Source organism: Cysteiniphilum sp. 19S12-1, from assembly GCF_052030685.1.
In the GTDB taxonomy this organism is placed as follows: domain Bacteria; phylum Pseudomonadota; class Gammaproteobacteria; order Francisellales; family Francisellaceae; genus Caedibacter.
Genome location: NZ_JBQAJM010000007.1, coordinates 74,376 through 91,906, shown reverse-complemented (window position 1 = coordinate 91,906; position 17,531 = coordinate 74,376). Strand labels below are relative to the sequence as shown.

17 protein-coding genes are annotated in these 17,531 nt (G+C 38.9%); 6 read left to right on the top strand and 11 right to left on the bottom strand.

Annotated elements, in window-relative coordinates:
- Nucleotides 1–290 precede the first annotated feature (290 nt).
- The 3 genes from ACTS4L_RS03840 to rbsK form a co-directional block, all read right to left on the bottom strand.
- Complete coding sequence (locus ACTS4L_RS03840) at nt 291–2,162, bottom strand: APC family permease (protein ID WP_440615596.1); 1,872 nt, start codon at nt 2,160–2,162, stop codon at nt 291–293.
- Nucleotides 2,163–2,259: 97 nt separating this feature from the next.
- The gene (locus tag ACTS4L_RS03835; RefSeq protein ID WP_440615597.1) at nt 2,260–3,012 is read right to left on the bottom strand and encodes a Nif3-like dinuclear metal center hexameric protein; all 753 of its coding nucleotides are present in this window, start codon (nt 3,010–3,012) and stop codon (nt 2,260–2,262) included.
- The gene (rbsK, locus tag ACTS4L_RS03830) at nt 3,009–3,920 is read right to left on the bottom strand and encodes a ribokinase (RefSeq protein WP_440615598.1); all 912 of its coding nucleotides are present in this window, start codon (nt 3,918–3,920) and stop codon (nt 3,009–3,011) included. Before rbsK ends, ACTS4L_RS03835 begins: the two co-directional genes overlap by 4 nt.
- Before the next feature lie 137 nt (nt 3,921–4,057).
- Here rbsK and ACTS4L_RS03825 point away from each other — a divergent pair, with 137 nt between their 5' ends.
- The 5 genes from ACTS4L_RS03825 to ACTS4L_RS03805 all read left to right on the top strand — a co-directional run bounded on the left by ACTS4L_RS03825 (nt 4,058) and on the right by ACTS4L_RS03805 (nt 5,979).
- A complete protein-coding gene (locus tag ACTS4L_RS03825; protein WP_440651720.1) occupies nt 4,058–4,333 on the top strand; it encodes a BrnT family toxin in 276 nt (91 codons plus the stop codon).
- Complete coding sequence (locus ACTS4L_RS03820; RefSeq protein ID WP_440615600.1) at nt 4,314–4,640, top strand: hypothetical protein; 327 nt, start codon at nt 4,314–4,316, stop codon at nt 4,638–4,640. The genes ACTS4L_RS03825 and ACTS4L_RS03820 overlap by 20 nt, the downstream gene beginning before the upstream one ends.
- 277 nt (nt 4,641–4,917) lie before the next feature.
- A complete protein-coding gene (gene trmL, locus ACTS4L_RS03815) occupies nt 4,918–5,379 on the top strand; it encodes a tRNA (uridine(34)/cytosine(34)/5-carboxymethylaminomethyluridine(34)-2'-O)-methyltransferase TrmL (RefSeq protein WP_440615601.1) in 462 nt (153 codons plus the stop codon).
- A 73-nt stretch (nt 5,380–5,452) separates the two neighbouring features.
- On the top strand, nt 5,453–5,587 hold the full coding sequence (locus tag ACTS4L_RS03810) for a hypothetical protein (protein ID WP_440651716.1): 135 nt from the start codon (nt 5,453–5,455) through the stop codon (nt 5,585–5,587).
- A 113-nt stretch (nt 5,588–5,700) separates the two neighbouring features.
- Entirely contained in the window at nt 5,701–5,979 is a 279-nt protein-coding gene (locus ACTS4L_RS03805; protein WP_440615603.1) for a peptidylprolyl isomerase, read from the top strand.
- A 145-nt stretch (nt 5,980–6,124) separates the two neighbouring features.
- Here the strand turns inward: ACTS4L_RS03805 and glnE are convergent, their stop codons facing one another.
- From glnE to ACTS4L_RS03765, 8 genes are all read right to left on the bottom strand, one after another.
- Nucleotides 6,125–8,836: a bifunctional [glutamate--ammonia ligase]-adenylyl-L-tyrosine phosphorylase/[glutamate--ammonia-ligase] adenylyltransferase gene (gene glnE, locus ACTS4L_RS03800; RefSeq protein ID WP_440615604.1), complete on the bottom strand. Its 2,712-nt coding sequence runs from the start codon at nt 8,834–8,836 to the stop codon at nt 6,125–6,127.
- A gap of 75 nt (nt 8,837–8,911) precedes the next feature.
- Complete coding sequence (lnt, locus tag ACTS4L_RS03795) at nt 8,912–10,399, bottom strand: apolipoprotein N-acyltransferase (protein ID WP_440615605.1); 1,488 nt, start codon at nt 10,397–10,399, stop codon at nt 8,912–8,914.
- Between the two features lie 15 nt (nt 10,400–10,414).
- Nucleotides 10,415–11,263: an HlyC/CorC family transporter gene (locus ACTS4L_RS03790; protein ID WP_440615606.1), complete on the bottom strand. Its 849-nt coding sequence runs from the start codon at nt 11,261–11,263 to the stop codon at nt 10,415–10,417.
- Between the two features lie 6 nt (nt 11,264–11,269).
- A complete protein-coding gene (ybeY, locus tag ACTS4L_RS03785) occupies nt 11,270–11,743 on the bottom strand; it encodes an rRNA maturation RNase YbeY (protein ID WP_440615607.1) in 474 nt (157 codons plus the stop codon).
- On the bottom strand, nt 11,743–12,723 hold the full coding sequence (locus tag ACTS4L_RS03780) for a PhoH family protein (protein WP_440615608.1): 981 nt from the start codon (nt 12,721–12,723) through the stop codon (nt 11,743–11,745). Before ACTS4L_RS03780 ends, ybeY begins: the two co-directional genes overlap by 1 nt.
- Before the next feature lie 4 nt (nt 12,724–12,727).
- On the bottom strand, nt 12,728–14,083 hold the full coding sequence (gene miaB, locus ACTS4L_RS03775; RefSeq protein ID WP_440615609.1) for a tRNA (N6-isopentenyl adenosine(37)-C2)-methylthiotransferase MiaB: 1,356 nt from the start codon (nt 14,081–14,083) through the stop codon (nt 12,728–12,730).
- Between the two features lie 216 nt (nt 14,084–14,299).
- Nucleotides 14,300–15,304 (bottom strand): thioredoxin domain-containing protein, encoded by a 1,005-nt coding sequence (locus ACTS4L_RS03770; protein ID WP_440615610.1) that lies wholly within the window; start codon nt 15,302–15,304, stop codon nt 14,300–14,302.
- A 174-nt stretch (nt 15,305–15,478) separates the two neighbouring features.
- Nucleotides 15,479–15,973 (bottom strand): FKBP-type peptidyl-prolyl cis-trans isomerase N-terminal domain-containing protein, encoded by a 495-nt coding sequence (locus ACTS4L_RS03765; protein ID WP_440651714.1) that lies wholly within the window; start codon nt 15,971–15,973, stop codon nt 15,479–15,481.
- 176 nt (nt 15,974–16,149) lie between these two features.
- On the opposite strand from ACTS4L_RS03765, the gene rlmD reads away from it, so the two are divergent.
- On the top strand, nt 16,150–17,496 hold the full coding sequence (gene rlmD, locus ACTS4L_RS03760) for a 23S rRNA (uracil(1939)-C(5))-methyltransferase RlmD (RefSeq protein ID WP_440615612.1): 1,347 nt from the start codon (nt 16,150–16,152) through the stop codon (nt 17,494–17,496).
- The last annotated feature ends 35 nt before the right edge of the window (nt 17,497–17,531 follow it).

Below are 17,531 nucleotides of genomic sequence, written 5' to 3'. Positions count from 1 at the left end.
GTGCCTTAACGCACCTTTATGTATGGCGAAAAGCCTTATATCGTATACGTTTCAGAATTTTTGCTTACCAAGTTGGGTATAAAAATACATAGCATCCATATTGAATAACGCTGTTTTGAGTGTGGCATCATGCTTCCTTGTGATCGTGTCATAGGTTATGAATCAAGTCTAGCAGGGTTTAAAGCAGATAAGGGTAATATGTGTAAACAAATATTTACATAAAGCAGCTATTCATACATGAAATCCTACATCACACGGTACATGTGTGAACATAAGTCGCTAAAAATATGCTAAACAGTTAACTGATAAGGAACTTCAACAATAATTCGCGCCTGACCTTTGGTCTCGGTTTTGCTAACACTTTTTAACCCCCAACGTAAAAGGGCCGTTTTTTGATTATGCAAGAAGGTATGCCATAGCTTGGTTGTTTCTGCTTTGGGTAAAACTAATACAGCTAATCCACGCTGAGGTTCAGTTAAATCGGTGCGACGAATGAACTTAATCAGTGGCCTTGAGAGTGATTGATATTGCGAATCCAGAACAACTAACGCTTCAGGGAAGTTTAATTCACGCCATTGCTTTTGTAAGCGTGCGGTTTTTTCAGGGTTTATATTGATGGTCACGGGGGTGATATCAGGCGATATTTTGCGGGCAAAACTAAGGGCTGCAATTGTCCCTTTATGTAATTTTGACACAGGTACGATCACTTTTAATTGGGTATCTTTTTGTAATGAGGTTTCAATCAACCCCGTATCAGCACTTAATGACAATTCTTGATCCGCTAAACGATAATGGTGGGCAATGCGATAAAACATTAAAATTAATAGCGGTAAAGCGATGATAATAATCCACGCACCTTCAAAAAACTTAGATTCAATAACGACAATAACAGCAATAAAAGTACACAGACAACCAAAGCTATTGATACTGGCTTTGATCCACCAGCTTTTGACCGTGCGACGACGCCTGTACCACACACGTACAAGACCTGCTTGACATAAAGTAAATGCTAAGAATACGCCAATAGAGTACAACGGAATAAGCGCACTGGTATTGGCTTGAAAGATAATAATTAAAACACAGGCAAAAACAGCAAGTGCCAAAATACCATTACTAAAGGCTAAGCGATCACCAACGTTTTGTAGCTGTCTGGGTAGGTAGCCATCTTTACTAATCATTGAGGTTAACAGTGGAAAGCCCGCAAAAGAAGTATTGGCTGCGAGTAATAAGATCAAGCAAGTGACCGTTTGTAATAGATAATAAAATACGCCACCACCAAAAATATTATGACCAATTTGTGATAATAAGCTTTGGTCAGTGAGTGGTTGCAATTCAAGTTTAGATGCCAGAAAGGAGATACCTAAAAACATCGAAATCAATAACACGATCAACACCATCAAGGTGATTGAGGCATTCTTAGCGCGTGGCTTCTTAAATGACATTACCCCATTAGCAACCGCTTCAATCCCTGTCATCGCTGAGCATCCTGATGAAAAAGCGCGTAGAATGAGTGTCAAGGTTAAGACGCCTGTTAATGGCGCCATAAGGTCTGTAGCATGTGAATAATCAACAGGCGGTAAATTATCAGTGAGATAGCGATAAAGACCAATGCCAATCATAGATAGTATGACAACAACAAAAGCGTAAGTGGGCCACATAAAGGCAGAAGCAGATTCTTTCATACCACGCAGATTCATCCACATGATGAAAATGATCGCGATCACAGCCATGAGCTCAGCATGTGATTGTACTTCAGGAAAAGCCGAAGTAACTGCCAAAATACCTGCCGAGACACTCACTGCCACCGTTAAAATATAATCAAGCATGAGCGCACCAGCTGCCAAAAGCCCCATAAAGGTACCTAAATTTTCGCGTGCCACAATGTATGCGCCACCGCCTTCAGGATATGCATCAATGGCTTGTTTGTAGGATATCCCAACAACAACGATCAAAATGGCAATAAAAATAGCAATATGCATCGACATTGCTAAAGCTGCAGTGCCTGCTAAGATAAGGACAGTTAAAATCTCACCAGTTGCATATGCTACGGAGGATAGTGCATCAGAAGAAAAAATAGCTAAGGCATGTTTTTTTGATAAAGCATGCTCTTCAGCTTGTGCTTTAGGGATAGGGTCGCCAAAAAAAATGCGTCCTAACTTCATAAGTGAAATCCATCGTGTTTCTCATCAGTTAAGCTCGCGAATTTACACTATTTTTATATTTTAGGCAATATTGGCAGAATATCTAAAAACAAATGCTTTAAACTGGGTTATCAATATCAATAAAGTGATGGGTTAAGTCGAACTGCTTAGCAAGATGCTGACCAAGTGTTTTGATGCCATAGCGTTCAGTGGCATGGTGTCCTGCGGCAATATAGGTGATGCCAAGCTCGCGTGCGATTAAGGTGGTGCGCTCAGAGATCTCACCTGAAATATAAACATCAGCACCCGCATGATACGCGTGTTCGATAAAATCTTGTGCACCCCCTGTGCAAATTGCGATTTTTTGAATGTCTTCATTCATCTTCCCCACAATAAGGGGTTTGCGTTTCAAGTTGTCAGTAATAGTTTTTGTAAGACCTGCTAATGTGGTGTGATGATTACAGATAATTCCATAATTGGGTGTGGTACCTGTATCAAATTCAGCGCTGACGTTAAGCGCTAGCAGTTTAGCTAATTGTACGTTATTGCCAAGTGTTGGATGGACATCAAGCGGCAAATGATATGCAAACAAATTAATATCATGTTTGATTAGGGATTTAATGCGTTGGTATTTGATCCCAGTAATCGCTTGATTTTCACCTTTCCAAAAATAGCCATGGTGTACTAGAATAGCATCCGCCTTCTTAAGAATAGCGGCTTCTATTAGCTCAAGACTAGCGCTAACACCTGTGACAATGGTGTGAATATCTTTCTTGCCCTCGACTTGTAGACCATTAGGGCAATAGTCTTTGATTGTATCAACACTCAATAGTTGATTGAGATATGCTGTAAGTTCTTTTTGATCGATCATATAAGGCTCGTTAGATGGTTAACTTCATCAAGATACGGAATGGAGGTTTGTGCACCCAGTTTGGTTACTGAAAGGGCTGCTGCTTTGTTGGCAAATATAATGGCATCTTGCATTGTATTATTTTGAGCAAGTGCACTGACCAAAGCGCCATTAAAGGTATCGCCTGCAGCAGTCGTGTCAATAGCAGCTACTTTATGTGTAGGAATAAGATTTGCATTATTGCCATCGTAGAAGAACACGCCTTTTGCACCCATAGTTATAATAACGTTACTAACACCGCGATTAAAGAGCACTTTGGCAGCTGTAAGCGCTGATGACTCATCTGTAACCTCAATGCCTGTTAGGAGTGTGGCTTCTGTTTCATTGGGTGTGATGATATCAATCAGTGGGTAAAGCGTATCAGGCAAGCTTTGCGCAGGTGCTGGATTAAGTACAAATAAGCACTGATTGCTTTTGGCTAATTCTGCAGCACGCATAATGGTTTCAATGGGTGTTTCTAATTGTGTCAGGACAATTTGACTATGCGCAAATTGTGCGGTGAGTTTGTCTAAGTCTTGAGGTGTTAATAAGGCATTGGCACCTGGCGCTACAGAAATTGAATTTTCACCATTTTTCGCAACATAAATCATCGCAACACCAGAAGCTTTAGTAGTACGTTTTATATGCTTGATATTGATATTATCTTTGCAGTAATTATTGATAAGTGTTTCACCAAAGCTATCTTCACCAATGCAGGCGATAAAATGTGTGTCTCCACCTAAGCGTGCTGCAGCAACTGCTTGATTGGCGCCCTTGCCTCCAGAGGCAGTTAAAAATTCCCCCCCTAGTATGGTTTCACCTGGAGTGGGAATGTGCTCAACTTGTATAATCAGATCCATGTTGGCACTACCAATGACCATTATTGTCATAATCACTATCCTTAATTTTTTCTTAAAATATATAAAGCAGAGCTATCGTATCATAGTTTAAATGAGTAAATCTATTTTCTTGAAATCAAAGCTAAGTGCATTATAATCATCATTATAAGATGACTAGATGGTTTGTGATGAAATTTGACTGGGATAGTGCTAAAGAACAATTGAACCTGGAAAAACATGGCGTTAACTTTACGGTTGCTAAACAAGCTTTTTATGATGAACAACGTCTTGTTGCTAAAGATGTTGAGCATAGTGTAAGTGAAGAGAGGTATTACTGTATTGGCAGGGTGGAAACTGGTGGCATCTTGACTGTTAGGTTTACATTTAGAAAAGACGTAATAAGAATATTTGGTGCAGGTTACTGGAGAAAAGGTAAAAAAGCATATGAAAAACATGAAAAATGAGTCTATTAAAGAGGGTGCAAAAAATAAAAAAACCGCAGAAAATAAGGTGGCAATAAGTTACAGCGATGAGCCTATGGAGTTTATGTTGATAGACGATTTTTTGCCTACGCCTAAAGAATTAATGGCAGCGAATGAACTAGAAAGAGTTTCATTGAATATTAGCAAAGAGAGTAAAGAATTTTTCATTAAGCTTGCTAAGGCAATTCATGGTGATCGAGAAAGAGCAGGCTATCAAAAGCTGATGCGTGACGTTTTGGATGCTTATGCAAAAGCGCATACTAAAGATCTTAAGCAATTAAGGCGTTAAATAATTTAGATATAAACACATTTCAGCCAGATTTGATTGTGTAAGCGCTGGCTGAGCGTAAGTCGAAGCCTCCATGAAGTGTGATTTTTCCAAGCTTACCCACTTCGACTGATGCTCAGTGCATCGCTTCGACTTACGCTCAGGGTACGATGAGCACTTATGACTTGAATTTAGGATCCTTTTTAGGACTGCTAATATAATTAACGCATGTAAAGCCTGCAAAAGTCTTGTGTCTGATATACAATAATGCGCAATGCATCTCTAGAGTTTTGATAAAATGATTCACATTGCGCTATATGAGCCTGAGATTCCACCTAATACTGGGAATATTATTCGTTTGTGTGCCAATACAGGGGCAAAACTGCATTTGATTGAGCCGTTGGGTTTTGATCTGGATGATAAAAAGTTGCGTCGCGCGGGATTGGATTATCATGAGTTTGCCGCAGTGGAGAGATACAAAAACTTTCAAAGTTTTGTTGAGGCGCATGTTGATAAGCGAATATGGGCATGTACGACAAAAGCTAATCAATACTATCATCAAGTTGAATTTAAAAAAGAGGATGTATTGCTTTTAGGACCTGAAAGTCGAGGATTGCCACAAGAGGTTAGAGATCAGTTGAGTAAAACGCAAATAAAATTGCCAATGTTAGCAAATAGTCGCAGTTTAAACTTATCTAATGCTACGGCAATTATGCTGTTTGAGGCATGGCGTCAATTAGGCTTTGACGGCGCACTATGAGCGATCAAAATAGCAGGGCGCGATTGTAAACCTTAATATTTTCCATCATCAAAGCTTTAATGCGTTAGTGTTAGTGAGTGTTATGGTGCGCCTATCAACGATGGGACTAATGTTTATGCTGCCGTTGTATTTGCAGATTCATCATGACTTTAGTGCCTTTGAGGCAGGACTTGTTATTGGTTTTTTTGTCAGCAAACACATCGCTTAAGTGGTATCCAATTAACGTAATAAATAACTTACACGCTTTTGATTGTTTTTTAATGAGTGATTCGGTACACTTCAAGGCGTATTAATTTAGTAGAAACCAATATGGAGAACAATATGACACAAGCATCAGCACGCCACATCCTCGTTCAAACTGAAGCAGAATGTGAGGCTCTAAAAAAAGAAATTGAATCAGGCACAGACTTTGCAAAAGCGGCCGCTGAGAAGTCACTATGCCCATCAGGCAGAAACGGTGGTGAATTAGGTTCATTCGGACCAGGGCAAATGGTTCCTGAATTTGATAAAGTGGTTTTCTCTGAAGAAGTCGGTAAAGTGCATGGTCCTGTTAAAACTCAATTTGGTTACCATTTAGTTGAAGTTACATCACGTTCATAATCTTTGTTTATTTTCTTCATCATTTTATGATGACGATACATTCTCTGTGTAGGGGCGTATTGCATACGCCCAATATTGCATACGCCCAATATTGCATTGGCTTGATATGACATATATGAAATAACCACACATGCCTTTTATCTTATCAAGAAAAAAGCTTATGCCAGATTGCTTGGATTTCATCGGCTTGTTGTTGGCAGTTGCTAAGCGGCACAATCCACGATTGTTTATCAAGATAACGTTTAAATCCTAAATCACGAAAATAACAGTAGTGTTCAATTAATGTATTAGCGGTTTCAATATCGATTAAATGTGCACTTTCCATCGTCTGGATAATGCGGATACTATCGCTGTAATAACAGATAAAAGGCACTTTATGACTATAAAAAAGTGCAAAAAACTGTGCGATAAATTCAATATCAACCATGCCACCAATGCTTTGCTTAAGATCAAATTCGTCAGCATTGATTTTAAGCAAATGCGCACGCATTTTATGACGCATATCAACAATGTCTTTTTTCAGCTGATCTATATCACGTTTTTGACAAATGATCGCAGATCTAAGTGCATTAAATTTATCTGTTAAATCGTCAGATGCATAAATCATACGTGCGCGCGTTAAAGCCTGATGCTCCCACGTCCATGCCGAGGTTTTTAAGTATTGGCAGTAAGATTCAAAACTTGGCACAATAAAGCCATTATCGCCCTCAGGGCGTAATCGCAGGTCAATTTCATATAAGCTGCCGTGATAGGTTTTAATTTGCATAAAGTGCACAAATTTCTGCACCGCACGCACGAATAAGCGAGGTGATAGCTCAGCGTTGACACGATCATGAATGAATACCAAATCTAAATCAGAGGCAACGCTAAGCTCAAATCCACCAAGTTTGCCATAAGCGATAACACCCAAAGATTGTTTATATAAGACTTGTAAGTCTTTAGTAATATCACTATATTGAAACACTTCACGCCATGCGCCATCAAGCACTGCCTCAATAATCACTGTGGCTAGATGACTGAAAAGATCACTAGATTCCATCAGCGAAATATGTCCACGTGATTCGCTGACAATAATATTAAATATTTGCTCTAAGCGAAAGCGTCGTAAACTTTCTAAAAAAGCCTCGATATCTTTAATATCAATCGCTTGCAAATAAATACGTAAATTATTGCGCAAATAGTCAATGTCTAAGTAAACATCATCATGTGCTTTATAAATCAATGCGCGTTCTAATAAAAAAGGATGTTCAGTGAGCATTTCGATAATACGTTGTCCTTTATTAAGCAGTTGCAAGAAGTCTAAGTGGTGTGCTTGATGTTCTGACAACAAAAATAAATAATTTTGACGCTTACTTAGCTTATTCAGAAGTGCTAAAACAGCTTCAATCAGATGTGAATATCTATGTGAAGTCAGTTGAAGTAAATGCTTAATTGCCGGCAATACATCTTCGGCTATTTGATGTTGTAAGAAGAAGTGATCTATTTTAACTTGTTTAGCCTGATTTATATGACTGTTAGCTATTTCATTGAAGTTGTTCTCAACGTTTGCTATAGGTAGAAATGGAGTGTTATTTGAGCTTAATGCATTAAAGCGTGTTAACTCATCAAATAATGTGCTGACTTTTAAACGTGTTGCATCAATTTTGTTAAACAATGTGTGCCAACAATCAAAGCCAACCAAGCGTGCAATATTTTTTTGTGTAAATGCTGTGGTGGGTAGGTGATGTGTTTGTTGATCATCAAACATTTGCAATGCATTTTCAACGTCACGTAAAAATACGTAGTGTATGTATAGTTCATCTGTTTGAGCTGTATTTAAAATGTCAGCATTTTGTAAAGCGTCTAATGCGATTGCGAGTTGATTGGTTTGTAAGGTAATGTTTTGACCGCCATAAACAAGCTGATAACATTGGCAAATAAATTCAATCTCACGAATGCCGCCTCGTCCTAGTTTGATATTGTTTTTTAGTGCATTGGACTTCATCTCAGTGACTATCTTTTGCTTCATATCACGGATAGCATTGAGCATACGGTAATCGTGATAATGGCGATAAACAAATTGATCAATACTCTGTTTTAGATTACGCGTAAATTTGACGCTAGGATGCAAAATATTTGCTTTGATGTAAGCATAGCGTTCCCAATCACGTGCATGATGGAGAAGATAATGTTTAAAGCTTTCAAGTTCAGTAATTAAGGGTGCGCCATCACCAAAGGGACGTAAACGCATATCAATGCGATAAACAAAGCCATCAATCGTGACATCATTAAGTAGTGCAATCAAACGCTGTCCAAGTTCGGTATAAAAACGCATAGGACTATATTCGCTGCCAGATTGTCTTGATAAAGGCAAGTTGCTTGTTTGAATAAACACAAGATCAATATCAGAAGAGAAATTAAGCTCATTACCACCTAACTTGCCCATGGTGATAATTGCCAAACTATCTGGAATGTGGACGAGTTTACGCTCTTGAGTGATTTGTTGTCGTAAATATTGCTCAGTTTGACGTAGAATCTCTTTGGCAGTCAATGAAATAATTTCGGCAATTTGTGCAAACTGAATATATTGATGTTGCTGTTGGAAAACAAGTTTAGCATGCACGCGTTGACGTAAAAGGCGTAAAGCTTTGGACAATGATTCATTTGTTTGACGTGCTGAAAATAAAGCAGTAATGCTATGGGTGATATCCTCTAAAGTGTCGACTTCAAGCCAATTGAAATCACCTAAAAGCTCACGGTTTTGAGTGAAAAATCGGGCAAAAAAAGTGCTGCTATTAAAGGTGATAAAAAGCTTATCTATAAGCTCGGATTTAAGGTCGTGTAAATGAAATTGTGTACAAAACTCTTGCTGCGTCATCAAAAATACAAACTATTGCTAATAGATGAGATTAAGTTTATCTCAGCATAAAAGCATTTAATAGGGTTTCTGCTGTTAAGTACGTCTCCTTTGGTATAAATAAGCAATAAGTGCAATCAGCATAAACAGTATAGACAAGAATATAACAGGCAATAACCCATAGACCATCCAAGGCGTTTGCCCTTGCATGCCGTAAACCTTACCTTTTAATACGGTTTGTTCATTGCGTGGTAGGCTGGCGATGGTTTGACCTTCAGGATTAATAATCGAAGTGACACCATTATTAGTTGCTTGAATGACATAGCGCCCAGTCTCAATGGCGCGCATTTGTGAGATTTCCTCGTGCTGCCAAGGGGCAAGGGAGTCACCAAACCATGCATCATCACTGATAACGGCAACAATATCGGCGTTTTGTAGTTGCGCGCGAACCTCAGATGGATAGGCAATTTCATAGCAGATAAATAAAGCAACACTTAAACCGTTCATTTTAAGCAAAGGTTGCACTTCGTCACCTTTGGTAAAGCTTGACATCGGAATATTGAAATACGCCATAAATGGCTCAAGAAAATAAGCAAAAGGGTAGTACTCACCAAATGGCACTAAATGATGTTTGTAATAATGGCCAGAGCCCAAACCATAGACAAAGGCAGAGTTAAAATATTGTTCTTTAGCATTTAATGCGACAGTGCCAACCAAAATGGCGCTATGCTGTGAGTTACCTAAATCATCTACCTGGCGTAAAAAAGGCTCGATAAATGTTTTGAAGGTTGGAATGGAATTCTCAGGCCAAAAAACCAGATCTGCTGGATTGTCTCTTGTGGTGGTATAGTAATAATTAATAATCGTTTGCAGCATGCTAGGATCCCATTTTTGATCCTGAATAAAGTTGCCTTGTAAAATGCTGACACTTTTTTCAATGCCGTCACGTTTTGTCCATTTTATTTGTTGCAAAGACCAAGCAATAACTAAGGTGACAATAATGCTGATAATCATTGAGCTCACAATCTTAGGTTGACGAATATGATTGATCATTTCACTGAAGCATATTGAAATAAAGCATGTGATAAAGCCCACTAGAAAAACACTGCCAATGGGGGCGAAACTTGCTAAGAGGGTATGTGTTTGTGAATAGCCAAGTAATACCCATGGAAAGCCGGTAAAAAGGTGCGTGCGTAGGAGCTCTAGTATCAACCAGACAATGGGTAATAACAATACTTTGTAAATGAAGTAATGGTTTTTAAGTTTGGTATAAGCATAACCAAATACCAAAAAGAATAGGCTTAAGAATAATATAAAAACAATGGTAAGCACAACACCTAGAAATATTGATTGACTAAAGGCATGGATGCTTACGTAAATCCACGAGATACTTGAGCCAAAAAAACCAATACCATAACAAAGCCCAAGCCAAAGGCTTTGACGCATGCGCTTTTGCCTTTGTAGAGTCTGCATAAAAAGTATAAGCGAAAGAAAGGCAAAAATACTAAAGCCAATCGGTGAAAACGATAATGTTAATAGCGCACCGGCAATGAGTGCTAAAAGCATATTTATAATGAAAGGCATATTATAACAGTGAGTTTAGTCTTGATTGATAATCACATGCAGCGCACGCACGCGACGCTTATCAGCAGCAGTTACTTTAAAGGTAAACTGACCAATGCTTACTTCTTCGCCCACCTCAGGCAGGTGTTCTAGTTTGTTGATAATAAGCCCACCAATGGTGTCAAATTCACTATCATCAATATTGGCATCAAAGAAATCATTAAAATCCTCGATTTCAGTCAATGCATCAATACTAAACTCATTTTCGTTGACTTTAAGAATCTGTGTTGCTTCTTGGTCAAACTCATCTTCAATATCACCAACGATTTCTTCTAGAATATCTTCAATCGTGACGAGCCCTGAGATGACACCATATTCATCAACAACAATGGCAAGGTGATTATGACTGGTTTTAAAGTCACGTAGCAAAGCATCGAGTTTTTTACTTTCAGGCACAAAAATCGCATTGCGCAGTATCGGCTTTAAATGCTCAGCACTGAAGTCTTTGTGTTCAAGTACAACTTTTAATAAATCTTTGGTATGAAGTATGCCTAGAATATCATCGCGGTTTTCAGAGAATAAAGGCAGGCGTGTATGACTTGAATTAACAATGGTTTGAATGATTTCCTTGCTGGTCATGCCTGCATGAATCGTAGCCATTTGCGTGCGTGGAATCATGATATCACCAACTGACGATGAGGCGACATTCAATACCCCTTTGATCATGTCACGCGATTCGCTATCAATTGTACCTTTTTTGACAGCAAGATTAACAAGACCTAAAAAGTCAGAAGGGCTGTGTGGCATTAAGATGGTTGCGGCTATTTTTTCAAGCCAAGTTTGAGAATGTTCAGCGTTATCGTTTTTCGTCTGTTTGTCGTCCATTGTTTACTATTTCTCAACATAAGGGTTGTCAATACCAAGCTCTGCCAATAAAGCGATTTCTATGCTCTCCATCTTAAGGGCATCCTCCTCATCAATATGGTCATAGCCAACTAAATGCAGTATGCCATGGATTAGAATGTGGCACCAGTGAGCATCGAGCAATTTATGCTGCTCTTTTGCTTCTTTTTGCAAAACTTCAGGGCATATTATTAAGTCACCTAGAAAATACTCGGTTTCATTATTCTTGGGTAGTCCAGGAGGTACCTCAAACGGGAAGGAGAGGATATTGGTAGGCTTATCTTTGCCGCGATAGTTATTGTTATAATGTTGCATCTCATCAGGATTGACAACCTCAATACTGATAATCGCTTGAACCTTGTTAAGGAATTTTAAAGTGTGCTCCGCCCAAGTATTGAGTTTATCTTCAGTGGGAAGATAAAGCGCATTAGGATTGTTAATATCAATCTCAAACATCGTCATTAATAATCCTGACTATGATGCTGTTCATATACATCATAAGCAGCAACAACACGTTGGACAATCGGGTGACGTACGACATCAATCGTTTCAAAGAAAGTCATGCTAATTCCTTCAACACCGGCAAGTACTTCAATGGCATGACGAAGCCCTGGCGTAACACCTTTAGGTAAGTCAACTTGGGTAATATCGCCCGTGACGATCGCCGTTGAATTAAAGCCAATACGTGTTAAGAACATTTTCATCTGTTCTTTGGTCGTGTTTTGACTTTCATCAAGAATAATAAATGAATCATTAATTGTGCGTCCACGCATATAGGCTAAGGGTGCAATCTCAATGATTTGTTTCTCAATTAGCTTGCCAACACGCTCAACACCCATAAGATCATATAATGCGTCGTACATTGGGCGTAAATAAGGGTCAACTTTTTGCGCTAAATCACCTGGTAAGAATCCCAACTTTTCACCTGCTTCAACGGCAGGGCGCACAAGTACCAAGCGTTTAACAAGGCCTTTTTCAAAAGCCGCAACAGCGCATGCCATCGCAAGATAGGTTTTGCCAGTACCCGCAGGACCTATGCCAAAGTTAATATCATTCTCTTGAATGCGCTTTAAATAACGCTCTTGATTAATCGTGCGCGGGTTAATAGGGCGCGAGCCAATCATCACTTGAAATTCAGGAATGAATTTTTCTTTTTTATCCGCTTGTTCTCTTTTAGCAAGGCTGTTAAGGGCGATATTAAGCTCTTTGTTGTTTAGTTCAAACTGGACATCATTAACAAGCTTCTCATAAAGTTCTTCTAGAAATTCTTGTGCATCTTTAATCGCTGTTTTAGGACCCACAATGCGGAAATTATTACCACGTTGAATGATCTCAACAGCAAGGTATTTTTCAATTAAATGCAAATTTTCATTTAAATTGCCACAAAGTTTAGCAAGCATTTGTGCGCTATCTGGCTCTAGATAAAATTGTATTGATTTCATGAAGCTAAATAATTTCTCCGCGTAGTGAATGTGGTAAAGCTTCAATGATTTTAACATCAATTAATTGACCAATTAAACTAGAATCACCAGCAAAGTTAACGATGCGATTATTTTCTGTGCGTCCAGCAAGCACTTTATCATCCTTTTTGGAAATTCCTTCCACCAGAATGCGCTGTGTTGAGCCAACCATTTGCCGACTAATGACCATCGCGTTATGATTAAGTTGGTCTTGCAGACGCTTTAAACGCGCTTTTTTAACCTCAACAGGTGTGTCATCGGCTAAGTTTGCCGCAGGTGTCCCTGGGCGCTTGCTGTAGATGAAACTAAAAGATTGATCAAATTGAACGTCTTTAACAAGACCCATTAATTTCTCAAAATCTTCTGCAGTCTCACCTGGAAAGCCAACGATAAAGTCAGAAGAAATGGTAATGTCTGGGCGAACTTTTCTAAGTTTACGAATTTTTTGTTTGAATTCTAAAATTGTGTGATTACGTTTCATCGCTGTTAATATGCGATCTGAACCATGTTGCACAGGTAAATGTAAGTGATTGGCTAATTGTGGTACTTCAGCATAGGCATTAATTAAATTATCTGAAAACTCAACTGGGTGAGAGGTGGTGAAACGGATTCGTTCAACGCCATCAATAGCTGCAATAAAGTGAATAAGTAACGCAAGATCTGCCGTATCGCCTGAAGCCATTTTACCAAGATAATGATTGACGTTTTGACCTAAAAGTGTGATTTCTTTAACGCCTTGCTCAGCTAAAATAGCGCACTCTGCTAACACATCTTCAAATGGGCGGTTAACCTCAGGACCTCGGGTATATGGTACAACACAATAAGAACAGTATTTATCACAACCCTCCATTATCGAGACAAAAGCTTTAGCACCTTCAGCTTTAGGTGCTGGTAGGTGGTCAAACTTTTCTACTTCAGGGAAGGAGATGTCAACTTGAGAAATGTCAGTTTTTTGTTTTTGTTTAATCAAATCAGGTAAGCGGTGAATCGTTTGTGGACCAAAAACGATATCAACGAAAGGCGCGCGTTTTATGATGTTTTCACCTTCTTGTGAGGCAACGCAGCCACCAACACCGATGACAAGCTCAGGGTTTTTGTTTTTAAGGTTTTTCCAACGTCCCAGCTCATGAAATACTTTTTCTTGTGCTTTTTCACGGATCGAGCAGGTATTAATCAGAATAATATCTGCCTCGCCATAATCTTCGGTTTTACTGGTATTAAAATGCTCACCTAAAACTTCATTCATGCGTGATGAATCATATTCATTCATCTGGCAGCCAAGTGTTTTAATATATACTTTTTTATGTTGTTTTACGGGATTTTCAATCACGCTGTCTGTCATTTTTAGTTACCTGATTTTATTTATTGTATGATTTACACTTATTGCCAAGCGTGTTTGATTTGCAATAGATCGTTTATTAGCCTAGCAAAAAGTCAAAACAGGGTAGCGGTTTTTGTGTAAAAATGCTAGTGAAATATCAATATCTATACAAAACAAGTAATGAGAAAATAATTGAAAAATGTAGGGGCGTATTGTATACGCCCATTAGTTATAGAGTTATTTACCTTGTGCTTTATTGATTGCTGCTTGAATAGTATCTTGCTGTGCAAAACCAGGGATAACTGTCGTATTAGCTGCATTCGCACCTGATAAAGGCATAACGATAATTGCCGGTGTGCCTTGGATGCCTAACTTGTCAAAGCCAAGTTTCATGTCTGCTGCAATATTCTCAGTGACTTTTTTCTCTTTGATTAGGCTTTCAGCCTTGGCAACATCAACGCCTACTTTTTTCGCAGCGTCATTAACATCTTTAACAGTTAATTTGCCTTCGTCAACGCCACTAGCGAAAACGGCATTATGATATTTTAAGTAACCCTCAGCACCGTTTAGCATATAAGCAGCAATGCCCATCTCCGCAGCATATTGCGATGCTTCCCAGCGTTTACCAAAGATTGGGAATTCTTTGAAGATGTATTTCACATTTGGGTTGGCATCCATTACTTTTTCCATAATAGGAGCTACTTTGTGGCAGAATACGCACTGGTAATCAAAGAATTCAATCACCGAAACCTTCGCATCCTTTGGTCCAACTGTTGGTGTTTGCTCATTAGAAAGGAGTGCTTTGGCATTCTCTAGTACAGAGGTTACTTGTTTTTTCTCTTGTGCTGCCATTAAGTCTTTTTGGAATGTTTGCATAATGGTTTGCATCTGCTCTTGTGAGAATTTACCTTTTTCGTTGGAAATTCCTGCTTTAAAGCCTGCTAGAACTTGCGCATTATCAAGTGTCGCACCTTGTGCTTTTAGTTGTGCGCTTACATTGCCTGCGACACTATAGCCTAATGTATAGCTGACATTGTTAAGCAATGTCGCTTCATTTTGTTGAGGGTTGGCAGTCGTTGCAGGTTTTGCGGCATCAGCTGCGGGTTGCGTTGCAACGGTTTTTGTTACTTCAGGAGTTGCTTTTGCCGAGTCTTTTGAGTCAGATTGTGAACAACCTGCTAAAACAGTGGCAAAAATTGCAGCGCCAATCGTGCTTACGATGATTTTTTTTGACATACGCATTATGAATAAAGCTCCATGTTTTTCAGTTAATAAAAATAATATTTTCGAACTATAACAAAGTTGTTGCTAAAAGGAAAAAGGTTCATGCCTAAAAGTAAATTTCTTCCATAAAAAAGCCCCAATAGTGGGGCTTTTAGATATTTGATGGTTTTTTGTACGTTACTTAGCTAATGCTTAGTTTGCTGCAGCACTTGTTGCATCAACTGCCTTTTTAGCGCTATCAGCAGATGTTTTTGCTGTATCAGAAGTAGCAGTTGTAGCTTGAGCTTTTGTTGCATCAAGCTTGGCTTTTGCTTTGGCAGCTTCGGCTTGCGCCGCCTCTTCATGTGCCTTCATTTTTGCTTCCATTTCTTTTTGGAAAGCTTGCATTGATTGCTCCATCTGTTCTTGGCTTAGCTTAGGCTTGCTACCCTCAATACCCGCTACAAAACCTTGTTGAAGATCATCAGTATTTAGGCTGACATTTTGTTGCTTTAATTGCTCAGTCATGTTTTTGCCAATTGAATAACCAATTGTGTAACTTGCATCTGCTGCGTTGTCTTGTGTTGTTTCAGCTGTCTTGGCTGGTTGAGTATTAGCAGATGTAGCTTTAGTTGCGTCAGCAAAAGCGCCAGAAATCAATGCGCTGCCGGCTAAAAGTGATAATGCAATGGTGGTTAATTTCTTCATATTTACTCCATATTTTAATGATTAATGTGTTAAATCGAACCTCATTAGCTTAAACAGCACCTTAGCAAAGAACAAGCGTTTTACAGTGAAAAGCATTAAAAAGATCAAAAAACAATGACATTTTATATGCAGTTGCTAAACTAACGCACATTTAAAATTATGCTTATTGCAACCTGATGCCAAGACGAATTAAGAAAAACTTTCCTAGCGGTGTATTCAATACCAGTGTTTCCAGTCTGTCACACGAAGGGCGTGGAATTGCTAAGATTGATGGTAAAACAACCTTTATCCCATTCGCTTTAGAAGGAGAAGAAGTCGCATTTGAATATACTTTATCAAAATCAACTTATGATGAAGGTAAACTGATACAAGTGTTGAAGCCAAGTGCTGAGCGTGTCGCGCCGCCATGTGAGTATTTTGAGATGTGTGGTGGTTGTTCTTTTCAACATGTTGCACCTGATGCGCAGATTGCATTTAAAGAAGAAACATTATTGAATCATTTTAAGCATTTTGGACAAGGTCTTGAACCGCTTGGACGTATTGCGCCATTGCGTTCAGAATCACACGAGGGTTATCGTACTAAAGCACGGTTAGGTGTGCGCTATGTGCACAAAAAAGGGAAAGTGCTCGTTGGGTTTAGAGAGCGCGATGGACGTTTCCTTGCGGATATTAATCACTGTGAGGTATTGCACCCAAGTGTGGGCAAGGATTTAACTTTATTACAGGATTTAGTGTTTAGCCTATCAAATTACAAAGAGATTCCACAAATTGAAGTGGCAGTAGACGATCAGGTAACAGCATTAATTATCCGCCACTTAAGTGCATTTACTGATGAAGATTTAACTAAGTTAACTGACTTTGCTAAAGCACAGCAGTTTTGGATATATTTGCAGGCTAAGGGACCAGATACAATAACACGCTTATATCCAGAAGTAACGCAAGAACCACAGTCGCTGTCCTATCATTTAGCAGATTATGATGTGACTATTTATTTTGAGCCAAATGATTTCACACAAGTTAACCATGATATTAATCGCAAAATGTTAAAGCAGGCGATAGCGTTATTAGAAGTGTCAAATAATGATATAGTGCTCGATCTGTTTTGTGGTTTGGGTAATTTTAGTTTGCCATTAGCAACAAAAGCTAAATTTGTCGTCGGTGTTGAAGGTGATGAAGCAATGACGGTGCGTGCCATGGGAAATGCTAAGCGCAATAACATAGATAATGTTGCTTTTTATCCCGTGAATTTATTTGAAGATATTTCAAAACATGAGTGGATTGTGGGAAATGAGTTTAATAAGTTACTATTGGATCCGCCGAGAGCTGGTGCTGAGATGGTATGTAAGCAAATTGAAAAAATCAATCCCGGGCGTATTGTCTATGTGTCATGTGATCCTTCCACCCTGGCGCGTGACGCTGGCATTTTAGTCAATGAAAAGGGGTATAAATTACTTTCAGCGGGTGTAATGGATATGTTTCCACATACGACACATGTTGAGTCTATCGCTGTTTTTGAAAAATAAAAGCATAGCGATATATTGAAAGTGTAGGGGCGTAT